Genomic DNA, 24999 nt, shown 5'->3' with positions numbered 1-24999 from the left:
GCGGGGCGGGGCGGGGCGGGGAGGTCAGAGGTACTGGGCGAACCCGTCCAGGGCGCGCAGGGTCTCCGGCTCGGGGGCCGAGGGGAGCTGGAGGACGACCTCCTCGATGCCGAGGTCGGCGTAGTGGGCGAGCTTGCCCGCACTGGGGTGGACGGCGTACGGGACCACCTGGAGGGACTTCGGGTCACGGCCGGCGGTCTCCCACACCTGGCGCAGCACCGGCAGGGACTCGGTCAGGCCGCCGCCGCCGATCGGCAGCCAGCCGTCGGCGTGGTCGGCGATCGCGGCGAAGAGCTTCGGGCCGGCCGCTCCGCCGATCAGGGTGCGGGGCCCGTGCAGGGCCGAGCCGGGGCCTAGTTCGCGCGGGGCCTGGACCGGCTTCGGGTGGGCGCTGCTGGCCCGGACGGAGCAGTACTGGCCCACGTACGCGGTCGGCTCGGGCGCCCACAGGGCGCGCATCAGGGCCATCCGGTCGCGGACCAGGTCGCGGCGGGTGCGCCACTCGACGCCGTGGTCGGCGGCCTCCTCGACGTTCCAGCCGTAGCCGATGCCCAGGGTGAAACGGCCGCCGGAGAGGTGGTCGAGGGTCGCGACCTGTTTCGCCAGGCCGATGCCGTCGTGCTGTGCCACCAGGGTGATGCCGGTGCCCAGGTGCAGCCGCTGGGTGACCGCGGCGGCCTGGCCGAGGGCGATGAAGGGGTCGAGGGTGCGCCCGTACATCTCGGGGAGTTCGCCGCCCATCGGGGCGGGGGTCTCGCGGGAGACCGGGATGTGGGTGTGCTCGGGGAGGTAGAGGCCCGAGAAGCCGCGTTCCTCCAGGCTGCGGGCGAGACGGGCGGGGGAGACGGTGCGGTCGGTGAGGAAGACGGTCGTGGCGATCCGCATGGGTGCTGGCACCTCCGGCAGCCGGGACGTGGGAACGCCACGGTACGGGCTGCCGACCCGCTTGTTGAGGGTGCGTCAGGTCGCGAAGGCCCGTGTCAGCCGCGGACGGCCCGTGTCAGCCGCGGGGGTAGCGGGCCAGCCAGCCGGGGGAGGAGGCGGAGGGGCCGTGGAGGGCCGGGCCCTGGGTCATCTCCAGGGCGAAGTCGTCACACAGCTCCAGGAGGGTGGCACGGCCCTCCAGCTCCGCGAGCCAGGCGGGAGGCAGGGCGGTCTCTCCGTGGAGCGCGCCGAGCAGCGCCCCGCACAGGGTGCCGGAGGCAACGGAGTCGCCGCCGTGGTTGACGGCGAGGCGCAGGCCGTGGGCGACATCCTCGGCGACCAGGGCGCAGTAGACGGCGACGGCGAGGGCGTCCGCGGCGTCGGGTACGGCGTCGGGCGCGGCCAAGCCGGGGGACAGCGCTTCGACGGCGTCGGGGCCGGGCGCGCCCTGGGTGACGGCCGCCGTGGCGCGTTGGAGGGCGTCGGTGACGGGCTGATGTCCGGGGCGGGCTCCCAACAGGCCCAGGGTGCGCTGGATGGCGGCGTCGAGGGAGTCGCCGCGGATGAGGCCGTGGACGAGGACGGCGAGGGCGCCCGCGGCGAGGTGGGCGGTGGGATGGCCGTGGCTCTGGGCGGCGCACTCGACGGCGAGCTGGAGGACGAGGCCGGGTTCCCAGCCGACCAGCAGCCCGAAGGGGGCCGAGCGGACGGCGGCGGCCGGGCCGCGGGCGGCCGGGTTCTTGGGCTGGTCGAAGGGGGCGAGGACGTCGTCTCCGAAGCCGGTCAGGCAGTCGCGGTCGGGGTCGCGGCGGGCGTAGAGCCACTCTTCCTGCGCGAGCCAGCCGTTGTCCTCGCGGCGCTCGTCGGGGCCCCAGTCGTGCTGGGTCGCCGCCCAGCGGCGGTACGCGCGGTGCACGTCGGTGGGCGGGTGCCAGGTGCCGGTGTCCCGGCGGACGTGGGCCCGGATCAGGCCGTCCACGGTGAAGAGGGTGAGCTGGGTGGCGGCGGTCACCCGGCCGCGCCGGCCGTGGGCGACGGCGGGAGCGGTCAGGCCGTCCGGTCCGTGGGCGGTGCGGACGGCGTCGAGGGACAGGCCGGCGAGGGGCGCGCCGAAGGCATCGCCGAGGGCCGCGCCGAGGAGGGTGCCGCGGATGCGGCTGCGGAAGTCCTGCTGCTCGATCCGCCCCCAGAGCCCGGTGGCGATCCCCCGCCCGAGCGTCCGCTCGGCCCCTCCCACGCCGCCCCGTGCCGGGCCGCCGGCCGGGTCGGCGGTGCCGTGCGGGGCGACCGTGCCGCGGCCGCCCGCGGGATCCGGGGCGGGCTTCTCCGCGTCCGGGCCAGGGGTGTTCGTACCGCTCGACGGGGTGTCCGGGCCGGGGAGGGGGGTGCCGGGCGGTGGCGCCTGGTGGGCGTTCTGCCGCCGCTCGCCGTCCGTACCGACCACGTCGTCCACCCCCGGCACCGCGCCCCCCCGCTGACCTGTAATCGCCGCCCCTGCGAAATCCGCACTGTAGTGGACAGGTTCGATCGAAACCGGAAGTGGTACGCCAAGAGGTCCATAAGTGAGCAGAGATCGGCCGGAACGCGAACAGTTCCAGCCGCCGAACGACCGGTGGCACGTTTTGCCACTTGCCTTCGGTGCGGCCGGTTCCGGCCACGCCGCGTTCATCCGACGTTCTCCACGGCCGCCGAGCCTCGACGCCATGAAGAAGGCTCTCCTCGCCGCGACCGTCGTCGCGTCCGCGCTCACCGCGGCCCTGATCACCGCCCCCGCCGCCCACGCCGGCAACCGCTCGGCCATCCCCTTCACCGAGGCCACCGTCACCGCCGGCGCCGACGGCTCCTTCACGCTGGACTGGAAGGCCCCGGGCACCAGGCGGGTCGAGATCAAGGCGAACGGCAAGGTCGTCGCCAGGGGCGGCGCCCAGGGCCGGGCCGTGGTCACGGGCCTGCCCGCCGCCGACCGCCAGTGGTTCGACTTCACACCGCAGCACGGCCACGGCCTGCGCCTCGCCGACCGCCTGATCCAGCTCGACGGCACCGCCAACTTCCGTGACGCCGGCGGCTACCGCACCAGCACCGGGCAGTGGGTGAAGATGGGCGAGGTCTACCGCTCCGACGCCCTCGGCGGGCTCACCGCGAACGACCTCGCCAAGCTCCGGCGCCTGCACATCAGGACCGTCTTCGACCTGCGCACGCAGGACGAGCGCAGCAAGGACGCCGACAAGGTCCCCGCGGGCGCCTCCTACGTCGTCGCCGACGTCTTCGCGGGCTCCGACTCCTTCCGGACCATGCCCCGCACCCCCGACGAGGCCGTCCGGGCCATGGTCGACGCCGAACGGGCGATGGTGTCCGGCGAGGGCGGCACGAAGGCGTACACGCGCGTCTTCGAAGGCATCGAGCACGATCGCGCCCGCGCCCGCTCCGTCCTCTTCCACTGCACCGCCGGTAAGGACCGCACCGGCTGGGCGGGCGCCGCCCTGCTGACCGCCCTCGGTGTGCCCCGCCAGACCGTCGAGGCCGACTACCTGGCCAGCAACGACTACCGCAAAGCCGCCAACGAGGCGATCCTCTCGCACCTGCCCGCCGACCAGGCCGCCGTCTACAAGCCGCTGCTGGACGTGCGGCCCGAGTACCTAAACGCCGGCTACGACGAGGTCGAGGCCGCCTACGGCTCCTTCGACCGCTACCTCAAGGACGGACTCGGCATCGACGCCCGCGAGCTGAAGCAGCTCCGCAAGGACCTGCTCGTCGGCTGACCGTCCGGCGGGGAGGAGAGCCCGCTTCTGCCGAACCCCCTCCCCGCCCTGCCCCGCTCAGTCCAGTACGGGCAGCAGCTCCGGCAGGTGCCCGTCCGACGCGAGGGCCGCCCGCTGCCGCTCCTCGGGCACCTCCCCGTACAGCGTCGTACGGGGCTTCGCGGGACGGCCCGCCGCCTCGGCGACCGCCACCAGGTCCTTGACCGACTTGTACGAGCCGTAACCCGACCCGGCCATGCGGGAGATGGTCTCCTCCATCAGCGTCCCGCCCAGGTCGTTCGCCCCGGAGCGGAGCATCTCGGCCGCGCCCTCCGCCCCCAGCTTCACCCAGCTCGTCTGAATGTTGGGGATGTGCGGGTGCAGCAGGAGCCTGGCCATCGCCGTCACCGCGCGGTTGTCGCGGACGGTGGGACCGGGCCGGGAGATGCCCGCCAGGTACACGGGGGCGTTGGTGTGGATGAACGGGAGCGTCACGAACTCCGTGAAACCGCCGGTCTCCTGCTGGATCCGGGCCAGCGTGCGGAAGTGGCCGAGCCAGTGCCGGGGCTGGTCCACATGCCCGTACATCATCGTCGACGAGGAGCGGATCCCCAGCTCGTGCGCGGTGGCGACGACGTCGATCCAGTCCGCCGCCGGCAGCTTGCCCTTGGTCAGGACCCAGCGCACCTCGTCGTCCAGGATCTCCGCCGCCGTCCCCGGGATCGAGTCCAGCCCGGCCTCCTTGGCCGCCGTCAGCCAGTCCCGTACGGACATGCCCGTGCGGGTCGCGCCGTTGACGACCTCCATCGGGGAGAAGGCGTGCACGTGCATGCCCGGCACCCGCTGCCGGACGGCCCGCGCGATGTCGAAGTACGCCGTCCCCGGCAGGTCGGGGTGGATGCCGCCCTGCATGCACACCTCGACCGCGCCGACGTCCCAGGCCTGGGCGGCCCGGTCGGCGACCTGGTCGAGGGAGAGGGTGTAGGCGTCGGCGTCGGTGCGGCGCTGCGCGAAGGCGCAGAAACGGCAGCCGGTGTAGCAGACGTTGGTGAAGTTGATGTTCCGCGTGACGATGTAGGTGACGTCGTCGCCCACGACCGCCCGGCGCAGGTCGTCGGCGATCCGGCACAGTGCGTCGAGCGCGGGACCGTCCGCGTGCAACAGCGCCAGCGCCTGGGCGTCGGTCAGCCGTGTCGGGTCGTCGGCGGCCTGCGCCAGGGCGGCGCGTACGTCGGTGTCGATGCGCTCCGCCACCATGCCGGGGGCGGCGGCCTCGCGTAGGGCCTCCCAGTCGCCGTAGACGTGGTCGAAGTCCTCGCGCCGGTCGGCGGTGCGGCCCTCGGTGTCGATGGTGGCGTGCAGGTCCGTACGGCCGGTGCCGGCGCCGTACGCGGCGAAGCCCTCGTCGGGTTCCTGCCACGGCCGCCCCTCGACGACCGCCCGCTCGTCGGCGAGCCCGGTCTCCGCGTCGGCCAGGGCCCGCACGTGCGGCAGCAGGCGCGGGTCCAGCCAGGGCTCGCCGCGCTGGAGGAACTCCGGGTAGACGGTCAGGCGTTCGCGCAGCTGGAAGCCGGCGGCTGCGGTCCGGGCGGCCAGCTCCTCGATGTGCGGCCAGGGGCGCTCGGGGTTGACGTGGTCGGGGGTCAGCGGGGACACGCCGCCCCAGTCGTCGATGCCCGCACCGATGAGCAGGGCGTATTCGGCGTCCACCAGGTTCGGCGGGGCCTGGATGCGGGCGCTGGGGCCCAGGACGTGGCGGGCGACGGCAATCGCGGCGGCCAGCTCCTCCAGCTCCGCGTCCGGCATGCCGCGCATGGCGGTGTCCGGCTTGGCGCGGAAGTTCTGGACGATGACCTCCTGGATGCCGTGGTAGCTGCGCTGGACCCGGCGCAGTGCGAAGAAGGCCTCGGCCCGTTCCGCGTAGGACTCGCCGATGCCGATCAGGACGCCGGTGGTGAAGGGGACGTTGGAGCGGCCCGCGTCCTCCAGCACCCGCAGCCGCACGGCCGGTTCCTTGTCGGGGGAGCCGTGGTGAGGACCGCCGGGCTCGGACCACAGGCGGGTGGCGGTGGTCTCCAGCATCATGCCCATGGACGGGGCGACCGGCTTGAGCCGTTGAAGGTCCGACCACGACATGACGCCGGGATTGAGGTGCGGCAGCAGCCCGGTCTCCTCCAGCACCCGGATCGCCATGGCGCGGACGTAGGCGAGGGTGTCGTCGTAGCCGTGCGCGTCGAGCCACTCGCGTGCCTCGGGCCAGCGGTCCTCGGGGCGGTCGCCGAGGGTGAAGAGGGCTTCCTTGCAGCCCATCGCCGCACCCCGGCGGGCGATGTCGAGGACCTCGTCGGGGGAGAGGTACATCCCGTGGCCGCTGCGGCGGAGCTTGCCGGGGACGGTGACGAAGGTGCAGTAGTGGCACGTGTCGCGGCAGAGCCGGGTGAGGGGGATGAACACCTTGCGCGAGTACGTGATGACGCCGGGCCGCCCGGCGGCGGTGAGCCCGGCGTCCCTGACGCGAGCGGCAGAGGCCGAGAGGTCCCGGAGGGCCTCGCCCCGCGCCTGGAGCAGCACGGCCGCTTCGGCCGCGTCGAGCGCGACACCGTCTCGGGCCCGTCGCAGCGCGCGGCGCATCGCGTTTTCGGTCGGAGCGTCACTCGGAGTGGTCATGGGGCGAGCATACGATCCGACGTCCCGGTGGTGGAGAGCGTCATCTCATCAGCTCACCGGCGTTGACCAGCAGTGATTGGCCGGTAATCGCCCGAGCGCGGTCGGAGGCGAGGAAGACGGCGGCGTCGGCGACGTCCCCGTCCGTGGCGAGGTCGGGCAATGCCATGCGCGCGGTGAGACGGGCGCGCACCTCGGCCTCGGGCACGCCCTCGGCGTGGGCGGTGAAGGTGACGAAGGCCTGGACGGGAGGGCCCCACATCCAGCCCGGCAGCACGGTGTTGACACGGATCCGGTGCGGGCCGAGCTCGCGGGCCATCGAGTACATGGCGGAGGTCAGGGCCCCCTTGGAGGCGGCGTAGGCGGCCTGCTGCACCTCGTTGGGCGCCGCGACGGCGGACTGCGTCCCGATGATGACCACGGATCCGCCGCCCTCCTTGAGGGCGGGCAGGCAGGCCCGGGTCATGCGCAGGGTGCCCAGCAGGTTGACGTCGATGATCTGCTGCCAGGTCCCGAAGTCGGCATCCTCCAGCCCACCGAAGTACGAGTCCCAGGCGGCGACGTGCACGACGGCGTCGACGCCCCCGAACCGCTCCACGGCCAGGGCGGCGAGGGCCTCGCACTGCGCCTCGTCTCCGATGTCGGTCGGGCGGTGGGCGGTGTGGGCGCCGCCGGGGTCGATTTCGGCGGCGGACTTGGCCAGACGCGCGGGGGTCCGCGCCCCGAGGACGGCGTTTCCGCCGTCCCGCACCACGGCGGCGGCCACCTGATGTCCGAGCCCGGCCCCGACGCCGGAGATGATGACGGTTTTCCCTCGCAGCAGCACGGTGTACCTCCGGGCGGGCGCAGACGTATCTGACGATCCGTCAGGCTAGGGTGCCTGCGCCCCGGTGGGAAGGGGCGCGCACCGCCCGCGGGGTGCGGCGCGCATCGACGGGTGCCACAGCCGGCCGCCCCGCCCCTCCACCCTGCCGGTACGACTCCGGCCGGCCCGCCGCCGGGCTTCGGCCACGTCGACGGGGCCCGGCGTTCGGGGGATGATCGGAAGGGAACGCATTCCGGCGGGGACGACGCGCCGCGCCGGGCCCCGGTCGGAGGACGTGAGGACCATGGCGCTCGCGCACCCTCCGGGCGCGCCCGCACGCGCCCGGCTGTTCGCGCTGCTGGCACTCCTGTGCGCGCTGGGCGCCGGGGTGGCGCTGGTGGCGGTCGGCGGCGGGCTGGTCGTCGTCGTGGTCGGGGCGGCCGGAGCGGCACTCACCGCCGTGGGCACGTGGTGGGTGGTCGCCCACCGCGGGCCGGTCCGGCTGGCCGGGGGCGTGCTGGCCGTGGCCGCGCCGGTGGCCGTCCTCGTCATCTACGCCCGGGCCGACCTGTGGCCCACGGTGCTGGCCGCCATCGTGCTGTGGGTGGCCGCCGTCGCGTGCGCACGGACGGCGCTGCACGCGGCGCGGCCACCCGCCGGCATGCGGGCCGTCGCCGCCGAGCGCCCCCGGCACCCGGTCCTGATCATGAACCCGAAGTCCGGCGGCGGGAAGGTCGGCCGCTTCGGCCTCGCCGAGAAGGGCGAGGCGCTCGGCGCCCGGGTGGTGCTACTGGACGGCGACGTCACCACGGACGTCGCCGCCGTCGCCCGCCGGGCGGTCGCCGAGGGGGCGGACCTGCTCGGGGTGGCCGGCGGCGACGGCACCCAGGCCCGGGTGGCCGAGGTGGCGGTCGAGTACGGCCTGCCGTTCCTGGTGATCTCCGCAGGGACCAGGAACCACTTCGCCATGGACCTCGGGCTGGACCGCGAGGACCCGGTGCGGTGCCTGGACGCGCTGGCGGACGGCGAGGAGCTCAGCGTCGACCTGGGTTCCGTGGGCGGCCGCGCCTTCGTGAACACGGCCTCCTTCGGCGTCTACGCGGAGGTCGTCCAGCGCCCCGAGTACCGGGACGCCAAGGCGGACTCGGCCCTGAACGCCCTGCCCGACCTGCTCCGCGGCGACGCCGGCCGCACCCTCGACGCGACGGCCGACGGGAAGACCCGCCTGGAGGCCCAGCAGGCCCTGCTGATCAGCAACAACCCCTACTCGTCGCCCGAACCGACGGCCGTGGGCGCCCGCCGGTCCCGCCTCGACCTCGGCGTGCTCGGGGTCGTGGGGCTCCGGGTGGACAACGCCGCCCAGGCGGCCCACATCGCGCTGCGGGGCGCACGGGGGACGGGCCTGCGCATCCTGACCTCCCGGCAGGTCGTCATCGGCTCGGAGGCGGAGAGCATCCCCGTGGCCGTGGACGGCGAGCCCCTGACCCTGCCCACGCCCGTCACCTGCTCCATCCGGCCGGGTGCCCTGCGCGTACGGGTGCCCAGGGACCGCCCCGGAGCTCCGACGGCCGGTCCGCCCATGGAGTGGCGCGACGTCCTCGCGCTGGCCCTCAACCGGCTGTGGTGAGGCAGCGGGACGCCGACCGGCTGTGGTGAAGAGGGCGGGACGGAGTCGCGGCGGACGCGGGGAGTACGCGTGGGCGATCGCCCCGGGATGCCCGGCCTCCGGGGCGGCGTCACAATGGGCCTGAGCCCGGGGAGCGCCTGGTGCGCACGCCGTTGCCGCCGGGCGTGCGCGGAGAGGAGACAGCCGTGGAGGACTTCGACTCCGGGCGGAGCAGCCCCCTTTCACGCCGCGAGGCCGCCGGTCGGCAGTCCGCGCCCGCCCGGCCGCCGCGCCACGGCGGCAGTGCCGTCGAACCGGAACCCGGCCCCGGGACGGCGCGTCCGCGCGTCCCCGGCGGGATCGAGCCCGGGACCGGGACGGCGGCCGAGCCCGAGCGGCCGACCACGCCGGCCGGGGCCGTGTCCTAGTGTCCCCGGCCGGCAGCCCGGAACCCCGCCGGGGTCCCGGGCGGGAGCCCTCCCCGGACCAGGCCTCGGGCGAGGCGTCGGAACGGACTTCGGAACAGCCTTCGGAGCGCACCGCGAAGGGTGCTCCGGACGGCGCTCCGGAGAAGGTCCGCGGCGACTACACGGGCGCCGTCTACGGCTCGCTGCTCGCCGCCTCCGTCGTCGTCGGCGCAGGGACCCTCGGCCCGTTCCCGCGGCTGCAGCTCGTCGTGCTGCTGCTGGGCACCGGCATCGTCTTCTGGGCCGCGCACGTCTTCGCCCGCCTCTTCGGCGCCCGCTTGGCGGGCCGACTGAGCTGGACCGTCATTCGCAGTACGGCCCGGGAGGAGCGCCCGATCATCGAGGCGGCCGTCCCGCCGGCCGCCGCCGCGGCCATCACGCCGCTGTTCGGCCTGGGGCCGCAGGGCATCGCATGGCTGGCACTCCTGGTCGCCCTCGCCGGTCAAGTCGGCTGGGCGACGGTGGCCGCCCGACGCGCCGGCGCCTCCCGTCGGCTGATGGTGATCGCCGGCGCCGTCAACCTCTTCCTCGGCCTGCTCATCGTGCTCCTCAAGGCCGGGCTCCAGCACTAGAGGTCCGCGGCCGCGGCGTCCCGCCGTACTCCGCCAGTGCCGACCCGAGGCGGCCGACCCCCTCGGCGATCTCCCGCGGGGTGTGCGTCGTGAAGGACAGCCGCAGCGTGCGAGGGTCCGGGACGCCCGTGTGGAAGGGGGCGCCGGGGACGAAGGCGACACCGCACGCCACGGCCGTCCTCAACAGGGCCGTCGCGTCGTGGTCCGCCGGGAGTCGCGCCCACACGAACATGCCGCCCTCGGGCAGGTTCCAGCGGCAGTCCGCCGGAAGGGTCCGGCCGAGGGCGTCGTGCAGGGCGTCGCGCCGCTCCCGGTACGCGGCACGCACGGTGCCCAGGTGCGCATCCAGGTCCGCCGTCGCGAGGTAGTGCGCCGCGGCCAACTGATCCACCGTGGAGGTGTGCAGGTCCGCCGCCTGCTTCGCGACCACCGCGGCCCGCAGGAGCGGCTCCGGCGCACGGAGCCAGCCCAGGCGCAGTCCCGGAGCCATCATCTTGGAGAAGCTGCCCAACAGGGCCGTACGGTCCTGCGCACCCGGGTGGGCGGCCAGCCACGGGACGTCGCGGCCCTCGTAGCGCAGCTCCCCGTACGGGTCGTCCTCCACCAGCCACAGGCCGAGCCGGGCCGCCGTCGCCGCGACCGCCGCCCGGCGGTCGGCCGGCAGGGTGCGGCCCGTCGGGTTCTGGAAGGTGGGGATCGTGTAGAGCAGTTTCGGCCGCTCCCGCGCGACGAGGTCCGCGAGCGCGTCCGGCAGGATGCCCTCCCCGTCGCAGGGCACGGGCACCACCCGCGCCCCCGCCAGTCCGAAGCACTGGAGGGCGGCGAGGTAGGTGGGGTTCTCGACCAGCACCACGTCACCCGGCTCGATCAGTGCCGCGGTGACGAGGGTGAGGGCCTGCTGGGAGCCGGAGGTGACCATGACGTCGCCCGGGCCGGTCGGTAGGCCGCGCGCCGTGGCCCGCGCCGCGACGACCGCGCGGAGCTCCGGCGCGCCCTCGGTGGTCGAGTACTGGAGCGCGCGGCGCGCCGACAGCGCGAAGGCGGCGTCGTACGCGGCGCGCAGGCCCTCGGTATCGAAGAGCTCGGGTGCGGGAAGGCCGCCGGCGAAGGAGATGATGCCGGGCCGCTGGGTGAGCGCGAGTATCTCGCGCACCGGGGAGCCCTCGACCGAGGTGGTGCGGGCGGCGAACGCCGGCGGCGCGGCCGCGGTGGCGGTGGGGGTGGCGGTGGTGGTGATGGCAGCGGGCACGGAAGCTCCTCGGGGAGGCGGGTGCGCGCATCGTAGCGAGAGAAGCGTGTAGGTGGCATGAATAATTCGGGGGGTGGACGTCCGTGCTGCCTTTCCGCCGACTCCGGCCACCCTCTCCCAATCTGACGTTGTATCAGCTAGACCGTTCCCATGACCACAGCAGAGCAGGACCCGCAGCAGGACACCCGTGCCGACGACTACGCCGCGCTGGCGGCCGTCGGCCCCTACGGGGTCCGCCCCGGCCACGCGCTGATCACCATGGTGGAACCGCACCCGGGCCACGAGTACGCGTACAACCGCTGGTACGAGGACGACCACTACTACGCGGGCGCCATGGCCATGCCCTGGATGTACGCGGGCCGCCGCTGGGTGGCCACCTGCGAGCTGCAGGAGCTGCGCTACCCGGAGAAGTCGGCCGTCGCCCGGCCGGTGACCGCCGGCTGCTACCTGTCGACGTACTGGATCACCGCGGGCCGCTACGACGAGCACATGAAGTGGACCGTCGCCATCAACAAGCGTCTGAACCGGGACGGCCGCGTCCACCACAACCGGACCCATGTCTTCACGGCCTTCCAGGACCACGCGGCCACCGTCTACCGCGACGGCGCCGCCGGTCCGCGGGACCACCACGCGCTCGACCACCCGTACACCGGGCTGGTGGTGCAGGTCGTCGACGCCGACGGCCCGCAGGGGCGGGCCGAGCTGCTGGAGTGGCTCCGCTCGCGCGCCCTGCCCGAGCGGCTGCACGGCTCCCCGGCGGCGATGGTGACCGTCTTCCGGCCGACACCGCTGCCAGGGGACCGGATGACGTACGTCCAGCAGGTGGAGGGGGTCGACACGCGCCTCACGCTGCTGTGGTTCCTGGAGGAGGATCCCCGGAGCTGTTGGGACCGCTTCACGGGGCTGGACACGGAGGTCGCGGACGCCGGTCTGGGGCGGGTGGAGCTCGTGGCTCCGTTCATCCCGACGGTGCCGGGGACGGACCGGTACGTCGATCAGCTGCGCTGACGTACGCGGGCATGGCCGAGCCCCCTCGGCCAAGACGGCGGGTCGGTCGAGAGGGCTCAAGTCAATTCCGGCGGGACGGTCGGGACGCGTCGTGTCCTTCAGACGAGGCGTCCCAGCCGGCCTTCGGTGACGTCGGCGACGAAGGAGGTCCACGAGGTGGGCGCGAAGGTGAGGGACGGGCCGTCCTGCGCCTTCGAGTCGCGTACGGCGATCGCCTCCATGACGGGGGACTTGACCTCGACGCACGCGCCGTTGGCGGAGTAGGAGGACTTGACCCAGTTGTCGGTGGCGCCCTGGCGAATAGCCATGTTTCTCTCCGGTGAGCGAGTAGTTCCAGTGTCTTGTCGGCCATTTCCGGCTGACCTGATCGACGCTACCGGCAGCCCCTGACGGGTGAAGGGGGCATTCACCCGACCGGGTGGCATATTCCATTCAAGCCTTCTGTGGCCGGGGATCGACGGTGTACGGTGCCGACCCTTTGCCCGCCCGCCGCCCGCCGCCCCGTTCCGCGGGGCTATTCACCCATGTCGGCATATTCGTTGATGATCTGCGAGATGAACTCCCTCGTCTTGTCGACCCCCAGTGCCTGGGCGCGCAGGTGCTCGTACATCACGCTGTACTTCTGGACGTCGTTGGCCTTCTCCAGGTACAGGTCGCTGGTCACGCCCTCGATGTAGACGACCGTCGAGTCGGACGCGTCCGGGAACTCCAGGATCGCGTACTGGCCGTTCACGCCGGGGTGCGCGCCCAGCTCGAAGGGCATCACCTGCACCGTGACGTGCGGCTGCTCCGACTGCTTTATCAAGTACTCAAGCTGTCGGACCATCAGCGGCACGTCGCCCACGTGGCGGCGGAGCGCGGCTTCGTCGATGACCGCCCACAGGCGCAGCGGCCCGAGTTCCGGGTTGTTGTTCTCCGTCTCGGAGAGCCGTTTCTGCCGGTGCATGCGGACCTGGACGCGTTTCTCCACGTCGGCCGGGGCGGTCTCCGGCCATGCGCCGCGGACCAGGGCCTGCGCGTACTCGGTGGTCTGGAGCAGGCCCGGGATCACCAGGGGCTCGTACGTGCGCAGGCTGGCGGCGTCGGTCTCCAGCCCGATGTACACGCTGTACGGGATGTCGCCGAAGGCGTGCCACCAGCCCTGCTGGCGGGAGTCCTTCGCCATCTGCATGAGGGAGTCGATCAGTCGGCGGTCCTCGACCTCGTACACGTCGCACAGGTCGCGGACGTCGCGCTGGCTGATGGAACGGCGGCCGTTCTCCAGCCGGCTGATCTTCGACTGGGAGACGAGGAGGCGCTCGGCGACCTGTTCGGCCGTCATGCCCTTGTCCTCGCGGAGCTTGCGCAGCTCCATGCCCAGTCGGCGGCGTCGGACGGTGGGGTTGACATTGGACGCCACGTGGACGGCACCTCCGCCTTCTTCTGTCGTGCAGCTGTCTCTCTGCGTGTCTGGTGTTCAGCAGACTGCCACCGAAGCGGGCGGCGCCGCTGGGGAACGGCAGGGAAAAACACAGACGCGCGGGGTGGCGGAGCCGGTGTTCCGGCTCCGCCACCCCGCGCGCGGGCGGCCTCCGGACCGGATCCTCGCGGACGCCGGTCCCGGCGGTGGCGCTGCTGTGTGCGGTGGTGCGGTGGTGCGTCGTGCGGTGGTGGAGCTGTGCAGGGGTGGAGCGGGGGGCCCGGGGCCTGCCCGGGCCACACCGGGGGTGGATCAGTGCGCGGCCACGCGCGCCATCGCACCCGTGCGGCGCGGCTGCATCGGGACGCCGCCCGCGGCGGGCCGGGCCTGCGGTGCCGGTGGGCGGTCCCGGCGCGGCTGGGCGGCCACACCGTTCTGGACGTCCATCACGGCGTGCGCCACGAGTCCGCCCATGGGGTCGTGGCGGATCAGGTCCCGCAGCCGGGACCTGGACGAGCGCCCCTCGTTACCGGGGTACAGGTGCTTGCCGAGTCCGACCGCGTGGGCCAGCGCGGCGAGCGCCGCGGTCCGCGGGTCCGGCGGTACGCCGGTGCGGATCGCACTGTCGAGCCGGGCTCGGATCTCCCGGCTGATCTCCGTGTCCGTCGCCTGGTAGCGAGTCGTCGGCAACACGCCGCACATCTGTCCCGCGACGGCGTGAACCATGCCGCAGCGCTCCAGGTGCGCGAGGTAAATCTGGCGCAGCCCCAGCCGGGGTCCGCCGATCCAGTGGACGGCCCGTACCGGGCTGCCGCGCCTGCGCAGCAGTTCCAGTGCGGAGTCCAGAGTCGGATCTCCTGTCGGCCGTGGCATCACCACGGCGATACGATCCCCATCAGGGGCTATCCGTCCTGCCAGAGCCAGCTCCACTAGCTGTGCCCCGGCCAGGCCGAGGTCGAGCGACTGCGGCTGCGCCGTGGTACCCGTGGCCGGGTCCAAGGCGAGCAGCAGAAGCTCCTCCGGAATTGTTCTGCGGCTCCTGCCCATCCATGCCTCCCCGCGTGGATGAGTGACAGGGTGACGCCTCTCACATTCATCTGTCGAGAGCGCGTGGCCGCTTTGTGGGGGAACCCGCAGCTATGTCGTTCTCGTCTGGCACGGGGGCGATGCCCCCGAGACGGGACACTGTTAGACATTCGGACAGCCGAACGTGGCGGCGATGAGGAGGAGCGGTGGCGGGCGAGTCCCCCGACAAGTCGGTAGATGAAGAAACGCCGGGGGCGGCGGAGCCGTCCGCGGACCGCGACCCGAGGCTGTCGGTGTTCCGGCCGAGGGAGTCCGAGGACGGTGCCGACGTCGCCCTTGCGGGCGACGGCGGTGCCGCGGGCAAGGCGGAGGCCGACGCCGAGGCGAAGGCCGAGTCCGGCGGGCGGGATGCGCTGCGTGAGGCGGTGGCGGCCTGGGTCGCCACGTCGGCCGAGGAGCCGGTCGATGCGGATGCGGATGCGGATGCGGATGCGGAAGCCGATGCCGCATCGCGCGAAGCCGACCCGCCGGCGCGGGCGCGGGCTTCCGAGTCCGATTCCACTTCCGATTCGGCTTCCGATTCGGCTTCGGCTTCGGCTTCCGATTCTGCTTCGGTCCCTGCCCCGGCTCCGGCTCGGGAGGCGAAGCCCGCGCCGGGCGACAGCGAGCGTACGGCCGTGTTCCGTGCGGTGCGGCCGGGGGCCGCTGGTGCGGTTTCGGGCGGGCGTCCGGCGGGTGGCGCGGAGGTCGGGGCCGCTGGTGAGCGCGGTGTGAAGCCGGGCTCTGCCGGGGCGGCCGCCGCGTCTGACGAGCCCGCGGACAGCGAGCGTACGGCCGTGTTCCGGGTGCCCAAGGTGGACGCGCGCAAGCCCGACGCCGGGCAGAAGCCGAAGCCCGCCGCCGTGAAGCCGCAACAGCCTTCCGCTCCCCCTTCCGTTTCGCCCCAGGCGCCGGCGCCGGCACCGGAGCCGGCACCGGCACCCGCCGAGGACAGCGAGAGCACCGCCGTCTTCCGTGCCCCGAAGGCCAGCACCTTCGTGCCGCTGCGCACCGACGGTGACGGCACGGCGGCGGCCAAGCCGAAGCCCGGGCCGAAGGACCCGGCCCCGTCGGCCCCACAGGCCCCGTCGGTCTCCGCCGCCGCCTCCACCGCCACCGAGCGCCTGGACCGCGGTGACCGGAGCGAACGGACCACCCAGCAGCCGCTGCCGCCCAAGCCGCCGCTCGACATGCTGGCGGACCTCACGAACAACCCGCCCCCACCGCCGAGCCCGCTGCGCACCGCCGTCCGCCGGTTCAAGATCTACGCGCCGCTCGTCGTGCTCCTGGGGATCATCCTGGCCATCGTGCAGCTGGTGCGCCCGCTGCCCGAACCCAGGCTCGTGATGACCGCGAAGTCCTCGTACACCTTCGAGGGCGCCATGCCGCAGCTGCCCTGGCCCACCGAGGGACAGGCGTACATGGCGGCCGCCGGCCTCGGCACGCTCGGCCAGTCCGGCGAGCAGAAGCCGGTGCCGATCGCGAGCGTCACCAAGTCGATGACGGCCTACATCATCCTGCGCGACCACCCCATCGAGAAGGGTGGGCAGGGCGCGATGATCGACGTGGACAAGACGGCCGAGACCGAGGGCAAGAGGAACGATTCAGTCAACAACGAGTCGACCCTCGACACGGTCAAGGAGGGCGACAAGATCTCCGAGTACGACGCGATCGCCGCCCTCATGATCCCATCGGCCAACAACATCGCGCGGCTGCTCGCGCGCTGGGATGCCGGCTCCCAGGAGGCGTTCGTCAAGAAGATGAACGACACCGCCAAAGAACTCGGCATGACCAACACCACGTACACGGACCCCTCGGGTCTGGACGCGACCACGGTCAGCACCGCCGAGGACCAGGTCAAGCTGGGCCTGAAGCTGGTCGAGATCGAGACGCTGCTCGACATCACCAAGAAGCCGTACTGGGTCGATCCGTCCGGCAAGAGCTGGCGCAACTGGAACGGGCTGACCGGCTCCGGCGGCGCGCTCGGCATCAAGACCGGTACGACGACGAAGGCGGGCGGAAACCTCCTCTTCGCCGCGCAGAAGAAGATCGGCAACACCAACCAGCTGATCGTCGGCGCCGTGCTCGGCCAGCACAAGCCGTCGATCATCGACACCGTGCTCGCCGCGAGCAAGCAGCTGATGAACGGTACGCAGAAGGCCCTCGAAGGTGCGACCGTCGTGAAGAAGGGCGACGTGGTGGGCTATGTCGACGACGGACTCGGCGGCCGGACTCCGGTCGTCGCCACCGCCGACGTGGAGGCCATCGGGTGGGCCTCGCTGAGCGTCACCGTGAAGCTCGCGAACGGTGGCGGCCTGGTGCCGCAGACCGCGAAGGCGGGCACCGAGGTCGGCGTGCTGACCGTCGGCGAGGGCGCCAGCCAGGTCAAGGTGCCGGTGGCGCTGAAGAGCGACCTGACCTCGCCGGGCATCGGCAGCAAGCTGACGCGCATCGGCTGACGGCCGCCCGCGGCTGCGCGTGGCCGTGCGCGGCCAGGCGTCGCCCTCCGCAGCCGTGCGCGGCCGTCGCGGGCACGCGCGCTGATCCGGCGCCCCGGGCAACCCCGGGGCGCCGGTGCGCGTCTAGCGAGTGTCCGCTCGGTCCCGCCGACCGGACGCGACCTGAGGCAGAGGGACCGGGACGCACGGACGCGTGCCGGTGGGGATCCACGTGTTGGGGAGTGCGGCAGTGACCACCGCTGAGCAGCAGGGCCGGCGCGGGGCCGTCATCGCGTCGGCACCCGGTGGCGGCCCGGGGCGCGGCGCCGTGCCGCCGCGGCAGGAGCCGCCCGGGCGGCCGCGGCGGCGCACCCGCGCCCTCGATCCGCTGCGCCGCCACCCGGTGGCGGTCGCCACCCTGCTCGCCGCCGTGCTGCACGTCGTCTGGTTCTTCACCTTCGCCAGCAGCGGCGGCGACCTCGCCGCGCAGGACGCCTGGGCCGAGTTCGTGGGACGCCATCCGGACTCGGCGTACAACCTCGCCTGGTACGGCGGCATGCACCCCGTCTCGTACAGCGTGGTCTCGCCGTACCTCATGCACCTGCTCGGCGTGCGCACCACCATGATGATCGCGGGCACCGTCTCGGCCGGGCTGCTCGCGCTGATCCTGACCCGCTGCCGCGGGGCGGTGCGCGAGCCGCTGTGGCCCGCTCTGGCCGGGACGTACGGGCTGTTCTGCAACGCCCTCTCGGGCCGCGTCACCTTCGGGTTGGGCGCGATGTTCGCCCTCGGCGCGGTCGCGGCGGTCTTCTGCTGGCCCCGCAAGTGGGCGCGGCGGCGCTGGGCCAAGGCCGCGGTGGCGGCCCCGCTGGCCGGGATCGCGACCGCCGCCAGTCCCGTCGCGGGCCTCTTCCTCGGGGTGATCGCGGCCGCGCTGTTCCTGAGCGGGCGGCGCCCGGGTGCGTACGCGCTCGGGCTGGCCCCGGTGGCCGTGGTCGGGCTGTCGGCCTGGCTCTTCCCGTTCTCCGGGACGCAGCCGATGAAGATCGGTTCGGCCGGGCTGCCGTTCCTGTTCGGGCTGCTGATCTTCTTCCTCGTGCCGCGCCGCTGGAAGACGGCCCGGATCGCCTCCGCGGTCTACGCCCTCGGGGTCTTCCTGACCTGGGCGATCGACTCCCAGATCGGCTCGAACGTCACCAGGCTGGTGATGCTGTTCGGCGGCGCCGTGCTGCTGGCGGCCCTCCCGTACGAGGTCCCGCGGTCGCGGCGCTGGTACGGCGTGCTGCTCGCGTTCGTCGGACTGAACGCCTGGATCACCACCAACAGCATCACGGACATCGTCCGCACCACGCCGGTCGCCGCCTGGAACCGGGAGCTGGCCCCGCTCGTGGACCAGCTCCGGAAGGAGGGCGCCGACCGCGGCCGGGTCGAGGTCGTCCCCGTCAGCAGCCACCGCGAGTCCTCCGCCTTCCCGTCGTACGTGAACCTCGCGCGCGGCTGGAACCGGCAGGCCGACCTGGAGCGCAACCCGCTCTTCTACGACGACACCCTCACCGCCGACAGCTACCGGGCCTGGCTGGAGCGCTGGGCCGTGCACTACGTGGTGCTGCCGGCCGACAAGCCCGATTCGGGGGGCGAGGACGAGGCGAAGCTGGTGCGCGCCGGGCTCCCGTACCTCCAGCAGGTGTGGGGCGACGCCAACTGGCAGCTCTTCAAGGTCGACCGGCCGACGGACCTGGTGACGGGGCCCGCCAGCGTGGTGCGGGCGGGCGCCGACCAGCTGGTCCTCGACGTGAAGCAGGCCGGCCGGGTGCGGGTGCGGATCCCGCACTCGCCGTGGCTGGGGCTGGTGGACGGGGCGGGCCGGCCGGTGCCGCCGCCGCAGGAGACGGCGGACTCCAAGGCGCGGGGCGCCGTGCCGAAGGAGTTCGCGAACACGGCCGGCTGCCTGTTCAAGGCGCTCCCGGACGGCGAGGGCGACGTGTGGACGGAGCTGCTGGTCCCGACGCCGGGGGAGTACCGGGTGGCGGCGAAGTACCAGCTGCCGCGGGGCACGCCCTGCCCGGAGGAGGTCATCCCGGCGGCGCTGGGGACGCCCGAGCGCCCGGCTCCGGCTGCCCCGTCCCCCTCCGCTCCCTGACATCTCCGCGTTGATGTCTTTACGCTCCGGTCCGGGTGCGTTGCTCTGTATATCTGCATACGATCCCAGTAGTCCGATTGGGTGCTTCCTGAGGGAGTTGACGACGGGATGACCAAAGAACAGAAGCGGGACGTCCGGGCGGCCATCGCCAAGGCGCAGGAGGCCGCGCAGCCGCCGCGCCCCCCGGGCCACGGCTTCGACGGTCCTGTACGGAGCAAGGTCAAGGGCGGACTGCACACGAAGGCCGCGCTGAAGCGGGCCGGCACTCCGCAGGGTGACCGCATCGGCGAGCGCACCAGTGGCCTGAGCTGACCCCTCGCGGGACGGCGCATCCGTGGTGGCGCAGCCCTTCCGGCAGCCCTTCCGGCTCCTGCCGGGAGGGCTTCGAACGTCCCGGGAGGCGATCTGGCCGGATCGCGCGGGATCAGGCCGGAACCCGCCGGTCGCCCGCCCGGGCGGGCGGATTACCGTGACCTGACCATGAACGAGATGCAGCGCGGAGCGCGGCTGCGGCCGCACCTGCGGCTGCCCGCCTGGACGTCGACCCTGACCTGGAAGGCCACGGTCTTCATCACCCTGATGTGCTGCGGGCTCGCCGCGCTGCTCGGCTGCCTCGTGCACGGCGCCATGACCCGCCAGACGGTCGGCACGGCCCGCGAGAAAGCGCTCTCCAAGCTGGAGCGGACCGTGCAGCTCTACGAGACCGGTGCCCGCCTGCCCCGGGGCGAGGGCATCGACCCGCCCGGCCTGCCCCCGCGACTGCACGCCCTGGCGGCCGACGGGAAGCGCGGCACGGCGGTCGGCACGCACCGCGGGCGCCCGGTGATGTGGGCGGCCGCCCCCGCCGAGGACGGCGCCGCGATCGCCGTGTCCGTGGACTTCCGCGGAGCCGAGCGGACCATCGCCAACCTCGACCGGGCCATCCTCGGCTCCTCGGGCCTGGCCATCGGAATCACCCTCCTCATCGGCGCGGCCGGGGTCGCGCGGATCACCCGGCGCCTGCACGTGACCGCGCAGGTGGCGCGCCGGATCAGCGCCGGCGACCTGGACGCCCGGGTCGGCGACAGGGCGCGCACCAAGGACGAGGTCGCCGCCGTCTCCCGGGCCCTGGACACGATGGCCTCGTCGCTCCAGCGCAAGCTGGAGGCGGAGCAGCGGTTCACGGCGGACGTCGCCCACGAACTCCGCACCCCGCTGACCGGCCTGAACGCGGCCGCCGAGCTCCTGCCGCCGGGCCGCCCGGCCGAGCTCGTACGAGACCGGGTGCAGGCGATGCGCTCGCTGACCGAGGACCTGCTGGAGATCTCCCGCCTGGACACGCGCAGCGAGCGCGTGGAGCTCGACTCGCACGACCTGGCCGACCTGGCGGCCCGCACGATCCTCGCGTCCGGCACGGACACGGCCCTGACGGTGCTGGCCTCCCCGCGGGTGGAGACGGACCGGCGCCGCCTGGAGCGGATCCTGGGCAACCTGGTGGCCAACGCGCACAGCCACGGCGCCGCCCCGGTGACGGTCACGGTGGACGGCCCGACCGTGACCGTCACCGACGCGGGGCCGGGCTATCCGGAGTACCTGATCATGACCGGCCCGCAGCGGTTCCGTACGGAGGGCACGAGCAAGGGCCACGGGCTGGGCCTGACCATCGCCCTCGGCCAGGCACGGGTCCTCGGCGCCACCCTCGCCTTCCGCAACCGGGAGGAGGGCGGCGCCGAGGCGCGCGTCACCCTCCCGGAGCCGTCGGTACCCGAGACCCCTGCGGTACCCGCGGCCCCTGAGCCGCTTCCCGGCCGGGACGGCGACCCGGCTCCCGGCGCATGCGCCCGACGCGGCCGCTGAACCGCCCCCCGTCGCCGTACGACCGCCACGCGAAGAGGACCCCCGCCGTTTCCGGCGGGGGTCCTCGACTGTGCCCTCGGCAGGATTCGAACCTGCGACACCGGCTTTAGGAGAGCCGTGCTCTATCCCCTGAGCTACGAAGGCGGGGGCCTCGGCGGAGACCGCCTCGTGACCGCTGACAGCCTAGCGGATCACCTCGCCCGCGGTCGCCCCGATTGCCGAGCGGTTCGGCCGCTTCCGCATCCTCTGATCGAGCAGCCTGCAGGGATCGCAGCGGCGGTGCCGGCCCCGGCGATCTGCAGGGACAGAACCCCCGTGGCCATGCCGCTGCGGCGAAGACAGAGGCTGTCTTCCGGATCGCTGTTTCTCTCCTTGGGTGAGGAGGAGCCTCTCGGAGTCCAGTCCTGCCATTTGCCACTACAGGATCCATGGTCTGGAGTGAATTGCCGTACGGATTCCTCTAGGCCGCCGGGGCCACGCGGCGCTTCTGCTGGCCGAGCGAGGATCCGTCTCCGTCGCCAAAGAGCGTGAGTTCGCCGTCGGTCGAGCGGACGATGACGTACGAGTCCGCTGTCACCGGTGAAGTTTCCGACTGTGATCTCCACCATGTGGTCGCGCCATGTCGCGTGGGGACCCGTGGTGCGGAACTCCTCGGCGAAGTTCCCGTTCTGGGTGTTGGCTTCGCGGTCGAGGCTCACCTCCCCGTCGGTCCACATGACGAACAGGTCCATGCGGTCTTCGTCGATGTCGTCGCCGTTCACGGTGAAGTAGCCCGAAGCGATGCCCTTGGCGTGCTTCCACGGACCGTGCGGACGGAGACCCCGAGCCTGCGCGAGATGCCCTCCGGGGCGCGGTGGCCACCGGCGGGCCTGCGTGGAGGCCCCGACAGGCCCGCGGCGCGGAGGGGGAGCGGGCGAGGAGGCATCGGGGATCCCGTGGCCCGGAACGGTCCTTGTCGGCCGCAGACCTCTGGGCACGAGGAGTCGCTCGGCGGGAGCATAGGCTTGGCCCGGGTGTTCGTCCGTCGTGACGAGAGGCGAAGCCCGGTCCCGTGCCGCGGTCCTGCACCGCACGGGGCGTCGAGAACCAGTCGAGGACCACCGGCACGTGCCGAAGGCCTTCAGAAGGGTGCAGGTCATGTTTCACCAAGGCCCGGCCGCCGTCGGCGCATCGGCGCGTCGCAGGGGTGACGACCTCACCTGCGGCGGCGGTGTGCCGGGGCGAGGCGACGCATGGTCCACCGGGGCGGTGGACCGGGTTGCGGCGGAGGCCGGCCCGACCGTCTGCGCCGCACAGGACCTCATACCGCACGTCACCCGCGATCTGTGAGCACCCCCATCGCCCCCCAGCACTCGGCAGAGCGGCAACCGGGCGTACAGCAGGCCGGGCACCGGACCGGTTCCGGCCGCTCGCAGGAGCGGACGGCCGCCTGCCCGTCGTGCACGAGGGGAACGAGCGGGCCCGCGCACGACGGACGGCACGCCACCGATCACATACACCCGCGGGGAGTCGTCGACCTGCGCGGCCATGCCGAGTCGGACATCACGCTGTCCTACCCGGGCAACGCGTTGGTCGTCGTCGCGGGACTTCCCGGCAGCGGGAAGAGCACGCTGCTGCGCGCCTGGTCCTCCGCCGCCACTGTCGTCGACCCCCGCGCCACCCGCACCGCCTACGAGGCCCTGACGCCTTCCTGGCTTCCCTACGCGGTCTGCCGGCCCTGGGCCCGGCTGAGGCACATGGGGTGGATGCGCACCGAGATACGGCGGACGCATCCGCTGCTCATCCACGACTGCGGCAGCAGGGCCTGGATGCGCCGGTGGCTGGCCCACCACGCCCACCGAGCCGGCAGGCCCCTGCACATGGTGGTGCTCGATGTCGGCCCCCAGGAGGCGCTGTCGGGCCAGCGCGCCCGCCGGCGCCTGACCTCGCGCCGTGTCTTCGCCACGCACCGGCGGGGTCTGGCGAGACTCCTCGCGGGCGTCGAACAAGGCGGCCTGCCGCCGAGCCTGGGCCTCGACTCCATGGTCCTGCTCGACCGTACTTCGCGTGAGCGCGCCGCCCGGGCGCAATTCGGCGGGAAGTCCACGGGGGCGGGCTGAAACGCCGGGGTGCTCGTGAACCTCGGGCGGTGATCACGGGGTTCCGGGGATTGCGTCAGCCTCCGTTGTCCGTGCGCCGCTCGACGGGCCGTGCCCCGGGGAGCAGCCCGTGCGGCTGCTCCCCGGGGCACGGCCATGAGGCCCGGTCCCGGTCCCGGTCCTGGTCCCGGGCCCGGCGGATCAGTCCTTCTCGTAGAGGCCGAACATGTCGACCACGAGGTGCGTGGGCTCCCAGCCGCGGTTCCAGAAGTCGATGACGCCGGTCGTCCCGGTGCTCGCCTGGACCAGGTTCGGGACGGTCTCGCCCTTCGTCCAGTTCAGGTTGGAGGAGTTGGGCGGGGTCGGCTTCTTCGCGGTCCCGTTCTCGCGCTGGGCCCAGGTGTAGGGGTCCGGGGCGACCGTGAGGTGACCGCTGCCCCGGGTGTCGGTGACCGTGGTGTTCAGGACGAACGCGGTGACCGTCGGATCGCCGTCCGCCAGCGGAAGCCAGCGGAAGTCCTGCCCCGCGACCGGGAAGTCGTACTTACGCGAGTCGTGCAGGCGCGTCGGCGTCGTCGGCAGGTAGGCGGCCTTGCTGCCGGGGCTGTAGTAACCGACGACGTCCACGACCACGTCGGTCGGGTCCCAGGCGCCGTTGCGGATGTTGATCCTGCCGTCGGGGCCCACCGGGACGATCACCGAGTTCGCGATGGTCTGGTTGGCCTTGAAGTTCACGTTCGAGGTGTCCGGCGCCGTCTGTCCGGACGGGTAGACGGTCAGGTGTCCCGCGCCGCGGGGGGCCGTGGCGGTGACGTTGAGGGCCACCGCGGTGACCCCGGAGGCCGGGATCGAGCCGTTGCCGGCCACCTGCAGGCCGAACGTGCTCTGTCCGGCGAGCTGGCCCCAAGTGCCTTGGCCGGTACGGCTGTCGGCGATGCGGAACGGCTCCAGCGAGGTGTAGCCCCCGGCGGTGGCGGAGCGGCTGAAGTACCCGGTGACGTCCGCGAGCAGGTCCACGTCGCCGTAGCTGCGGTTGACGAGTTCCACGTAGCCGTCCGCTCCGACCGGCACGATCGTCATGTTCGGCACGGTCTGGCCCGCGACGAAGTTGACGTTCGAGGTGGTCGGCTGCGCCGTACCCGAAGGGTAGGCCGTGATGTGTCCGGCCGAACGGGGGCTGACGACGGTGACGTTGAGCGCCACGGCGGTCGCGTCGGCCGGGATGCCGCTGTTGCCGCCGACCTTCACGCGGGCGACGCCGTACGGGGCGAGCGGGCGCGAGCTGCCGCCGATGCCGGAGCGGGTGTCGAGCAGCCGGGTCGGTGCGTGCGGGGTGAACTTCGAGCCGGCGGCCTGGACGTCCACGCTGTTGGTGGCGGTCACGTTGTTGTCCTGGTCGGTCAGGGTGACCGTGACCTTGTGGTCTCCGACCTCGGCGAAGGTGTGCTCCGAGGTCAGGAGCTTCGCTCCGGTGACGTGCTCGGTGACGGTCCTGCCGTCGCCCCAGTCGATGTCGACCCGGACGGCGCGCCGGCGGCGGTGGTGATCTGCGAGGCCAGGCTGAAGCCGTGCGCGGACGTGGCCGAGGCGCGCAGGTCGACGGCGAGCCCGGCGTTGCCCTTCGCCGCCTCTGCGGCCCCCGCGGCCTGCGGAGCGGCCGCCTTGCCCGACGCGGACGCGGTCGCGGAGGTGCGGACAGTGCGTTCCGCCGGACTGTGGAAGACGACGGACTTGGCCGCGGCGGCCTTGGCGGCATCCATCGCCGCGGCAGCGCTCCCCTGGCGCTGCGCGGGCTGCTCCGCGGCCTGGGCCGCGGTCGGTACGAAGCCGATGGCTGCCGCTACGACGGCAGCCGAAATCATGACGCGGTGACGCTGCACCGGTCCCCCCTAGATATTGAACGAGTTCAGAAAGTGAAGCGCGTTTAGGCTACACATACCGGTCGGTCGAAGCGAACGTGTTCCCGAAGCGCGCGAACGTACTGTCGATGGGGACGGCGGGGCGGGCGTG

21 protein-coding genes and 1 tRNA gene are annotated in these 24999 nt (G+C 73.2%); 11 read left to right on the top strand and 11 right to left on the bottom strand.

Going from position 1 to position 24999, the window contains the following annotated elements; genetic code table 11:
* Positions 1–24: 24 nt before the first annotated feature.
* On the bottom strand, positions 25–885 hold the full coding sequence (locus R4Z63_RS13200) for a TIGR03619 family F420-dependent LLM class oxidoreductase (RefSeq protein ID WP_037924969.1): 861 nt from the start codon (positions 883–885) through the stop codon (positions 25–27).
* A gap of 115 nt (positions 886–1000) precedes the next feature.
* Entirely contained in the window at positions 1001–2128 is a 1128-nt protein-coding gene (locus R4Z63_RS13195) for an ADP-ribosylglycohydrolase family protein (protein WP_384453213.1), read from the bottom strand.
* Positions 2129–2627: 499 nt separating this feature from the next.
* Here R4Z63_RS13195 and R4Z63_RS13190 point away from each other — a divergent pair, with 499 nt between their 5' ends.
* Positions 2628–3683, top strand: a complete 1056-nt coding sequence (locus R4Z63_RS13190; RefSeq protein ID WP_384453163.1) for a tyrosine-protein phosphatase — start codon at positions 2628–2630, stop codon at positions 3681–3683.
* Between the two features lie 57 nt (positions 3684–3740).
* Here R4Z63_RS13190 and R4Z63_RS13185 read toward each other — a convergent pair whose 3' ends face one another.
* The gene (locus R4Z63_RS13185) at positions 3741–6329 is read right to left on the bottom strand and encodes a bifunctional FO biosynthesis protein CofGH (RefSeq protein ID WP_384453160.1); all 2589 of its coding nucleotides are present in this window, start codon (positions 6327–6329) and stop codon (positions 3741–3743) included.
* A 40-nt stretch (positions 6330–6369) separates the two neighbouring features.
* Positions 6370–7152 carry an SDR family oxidoreductase gene (locus tag R4Z63_RS13180; RefSeq protein WP_384453157.1) on the bottom strand — a complete coding sequence of 261 codons (783 nt, stop codon included), beginning with the start codon at positions 7150–7152 and terminating at the stop codon, positions 6370–6372.
* A gap of 283 nt (positions 7153–7435) precedes the next feature.
* Between R4Z63_RS13180 and R4Z63_RS13175 the strand changes: the two genes are divergently transcribed.
* From R4Z63_RS13175 to R4Z63_RS13165, 3 genes are all read left to right on the top strand, one after another.
* Positions 7436–8758: a diacylglycerol/lipid kinase family protein gene (locus tag R4Z63_RS13175; RefSeq protein ID WP_384453154.1), complete on the top strand. Its 1323-nt coding sequence runs from the start codon at positions 7436–7438 to the stop codon at positions 8756–8758.
* Positions 8759–8898: 140 nt separating this feature from the next.
* The gene (locus R4Z63_RS13170; RefSeq protein WP_384453152.1) at positions 8899–9165 is read left to right on the top strand and encodes a hypothetical protein; all 267 of its coding nucleotides are present in this window, start codon (positions 8899–8901) and stop codon (positions 9163–9165) included.
* Positions 9165–9776: a hypothetical protein gene (locus tag R4Z63_RS13165; RefSeq protein WP_384453149.1), complete on the top strand. Its 612-nt coding sequence runs from the start codon at positions 9165–9167 to the stop codon at positions 9774–9776. Before R4Z63_RS13170 ends, R4Z63_RS13165 begins: the two co-directional genes overlap by 1 nt.
* Here the strand turns inward: R4Z63_RS13165 and R4Z63_RS13160 are convergent.
* Positions 9754–11025 (bottom strand): aminotransferase-like domain-containing protein, encoded by a 1272-nt coding sequence (locus R4Z63_RS13160; protein WP_384453146.1) that lies wholly within the window; start codon positions 11023–11025, stop codon positions 9754–9756. The genes R4Z63_RS13165 and R4Z63_RS13160 overlap by 23 nt on opposite strands.
* A gap of 150 nt (positions 11026–11175) precedes the next feature.
* Between R4Z63_RS13160 and R4Z63_RS13155 the strand changes: the two genes are divergently transcribed.
* A complete protein-coding gene (locus tag R4Z63_RS13155; protein WP_384453143.1) occupies positions 11176–12033 on the top strand; it encodes a hypothetical protein in 858 nt (285 codons plus the stop codon).
* 98 nt (positions 12034–12131) lie between these two features.
* Here R4Z63_RS13155 and R4Z63_RS13150 read toward each other — a convergent pair whose 3' ends face one another.
* The 3 genes from R4Z63_RS13150 to R4Z63_RS13140 all read right to left on the bottom strand — a co-directional run bounded on the left by R4Z63_RS13150 (position 12132) and on the right by R4Z63_RS13140 (position 14479).
* Positions 12132–12341 (bottom strand): DUF397 domain-containing protein, encoded by a 210-nt coding sequence (locus R4Z63_RS13150; protein ID WP_384453139.1) that lies wholly within the window; start codon positions 12339–12341, stop codon positions 12132–12134.
* Between the two features lie 206 nt (positions 12342–12547).
* Positions 12548–13432 carry a helix-turn-helix domain-containing protein gene (locus R4Z63_RS13145; protein WP_037924985.1) on the bottom strand — a complete coding sequence of 295 codons (885 nt, stop codon included), beginning with the start codon at positions 13430–13432 and terminating at the stop codon, positions 12548–12550.
* 312 nt (positions 13433–13744) lie between these two features.
* On the bottom strand, positions 13745–14479 hold the full coding sequence (locus R4Z63_RS13140) for a GOLPH3/VPS74 family protein (RefSeq protein ID WP_037924988.1): 735 nt from the start codon (positions 14477–14479) through the stop codon (positions 13745–13747).
* A 749-nt stretch (positions 14480–15228) separates the two neighbouring features.
* On the opposite strand from R4Z63_RS13140, the gene R4Z63_RS13135 reads away from it, so the two are divergent.
* The 4 genes from R4Z63_RS13135 (at position 15229) to R4Z63_RS13120 (ending at position 20911) form a co-directional block, all read left to right on the top strand.
* Entirely contained in the window at positions 15229–16956 is a 1728-nt protein-coding gene (locus R4Z63_RS13135) for a D-alanyl-D-alanine carboxypeptidase family protein (protein ID WP_384453135.1), read from the top strand.
* A gap of 229 nt (positions 16957–17185) precedes the next feature.
* Positions 17186–19075 (top strand): DUF8823 domain-containing protein, encoded by a 1890-nt coding sequence (locus R4Z63_RS13130; protein WP_384453132.1) that lies wholly within the window; start codon positions 17186–17188, stop codon positions 19073–19075.
* Between the two features lie 108 nt (positions 19076–19183).
* Positions 19184–19387 (top strand): hypothetical protein, encoded by a 204-nt coding sequence (locus tag R4Z63_RS13125; protein ID WP_236647740.1) that lies wholly within the window; start codon positions 19184–19186, stop codon positions 19385–19387.
* Positions 19388–19555: 168 nt separating this feature from the next.
* Positions 19556–20911 (top strand): ATP-binding protein, encoded by a 1356-nt coding sequence (locus R4Z63_RS13120; RefSeq protein ID WP_384453129.1) that lies wholly within the window; start codon positions 19556–19558, stop codon positions 20909–20911.
* Between the two features lie 71 nt (positions 20912–20982).
* Here R4Z63_RS13120 and R4Z63_RS13115 read toward each other — a convergent pair.
* Positions 20983–21055: transfer RNA gene (locus R4Z63_RS13115), tRNA-Arg, on the bottom strand.
* Between the two features lie 993 nt (positions 21056–22048).
* On the opposite strand from R4Z63_RS13115, the gene R4Z63_RS13110 reads away from it, so the two are divergent.
* Positions 22049–22240, top strand: coding sequence for a hypothetical protein (locus R4Z63_RS13110; RefSeq protein WP_384453127.1), 192 nt, complete (start codon positions 22049–22051; stop codon positions 22238–22240).
* The gene (locus R4Z63_RS13105) at positions 22237–23010 is read left to right on the top strand and encodes an AAA family ATPase (RefSeq protein ID WP_384453124.1); all 774 of its coding nucleotides are present in this window, start codon (positions 22237–22239) and stop codon (positions 23008–23010) included. The genes R4Z63_RS13110 and R4Z63_RS13105 overlap by 4 nt, the downstream gene beginning before the upstream one ends.
* A 180-nt stretch (positions 23011–23190) precedes the next feature.
* On the opposite strand, the gene R4Z63_RS13100 is transcribed toward R4Z63_RS13105, so the two are convergent.
* Both R4Z63_RS13100 and R4Z63_RS13095 read right to left on the bottom strand, forming a co-directional pair.
* A complete protein-coding gene (locus tag R4Z63_RS13100; protein WP_491522544.1) occupies positions 23191–24372 on the bottom strand; it encodes a hypothetical protein in 1182 nt (393 codons plus the stop codon).
* 71 nt (positions 24373–24443) lie between these two features.
* Positions 24444–24851, bottom strand: a complete 408-nt coding sequence (locus R4Z63_RS13095) for a hypothetical protein (protein WP_491522543.1) — start codon at positions 24849–24851, stop codon at positions 24444–24446.
* Between the last annotated feature and the right edge of the window lie 148 nt (positions 24852–24999).

It is taken from the genome of Streptomyces sp. PL-29 (assembly GCF_058344425.1).
The sequence above is the reverse complement of the archived record's forward strand: the minus strand, read 5'-3'. Positions and strand labels throughout refer to the sequence as shown.

Coding starts and splice junctions, on each gene's coding strand:
- R4Z63_RS13110 (WP_384453127.1), top strand. CDS start 22,049: ATGTTTCACCAAGGCCCGGCCGCCGTCGGCGCATCGGCGCGTCGCAGG.
- R4Z63_RS13095 (WP_491522543.1), bottom strand. CDS start 24,851: ATGATTTCGGCTGCCGTCGTAGCGGCAGCCATCGGCTTCGTACCGACC.
- R4Z63_RS13120 (WP_384453129.1), top strand. CDS start 19,556: ATGAACGAGATGCAGCGCGGAGCGCGGCTGCGGCCGCACCTGCGGCTG.
- R4Z63_RS13200 (WP_037924969.1), bottom strand. CDS start 885: ATGCGGATCGCCACGACCGTCTTCCTCACCGACCGCACCGTCTCCCCC.
- R4Z63_RS13125 (WP_236647740.1), top strand. CDS start 19,184: ATGACCAAAGAACAGAAGCGGGACGTCCGGGCGGCCATCGCCAAGGCG.
- R4Z63_RS13140 (WP_037924988.1), bottom strand. CDS start 14,479: ATGGGCAGGAGCCGCAGAACAATTCCGGAGGAGCTTCTGCTGCTCGCC.
- R4Z63_RS13150 (WP_384453139.1), bottom strand. CDS start 12,341: ATGGCTATTCGCCAGGGCGCCACCGACAACTGGGTCAAGTCCTCCTAC.
- R4Z63_RS13190 (WP_384453163.1), top strand. CDS start 2,628: ATGAAGAAGGCTCTCCTCGCCGCGACCGTCGTCGCGTCCGCGCTCACC.
- R4Z63_RS13155 (WP_384453143.1), top strand. CDS start 11,176: ATGACCACAGCAGAGCAGGACCCGCAGCAGGACACCCGTGCCGACGAC.
- R4Z63_RS13175 (WP_384453154.1), top strand. CDS start 7,436: ATGGCGCTCGCGCACCCTCCGGGCGCGCCCGCACGCGCCCGGCTGTTC.
- R4Z63_RS13185 (WP_384453160.1), bottom strand. CDS start 6,329: ATGACCACTCCGAGTGACGCTCCGACCGAAAACGCGATGCGCCGCGCG.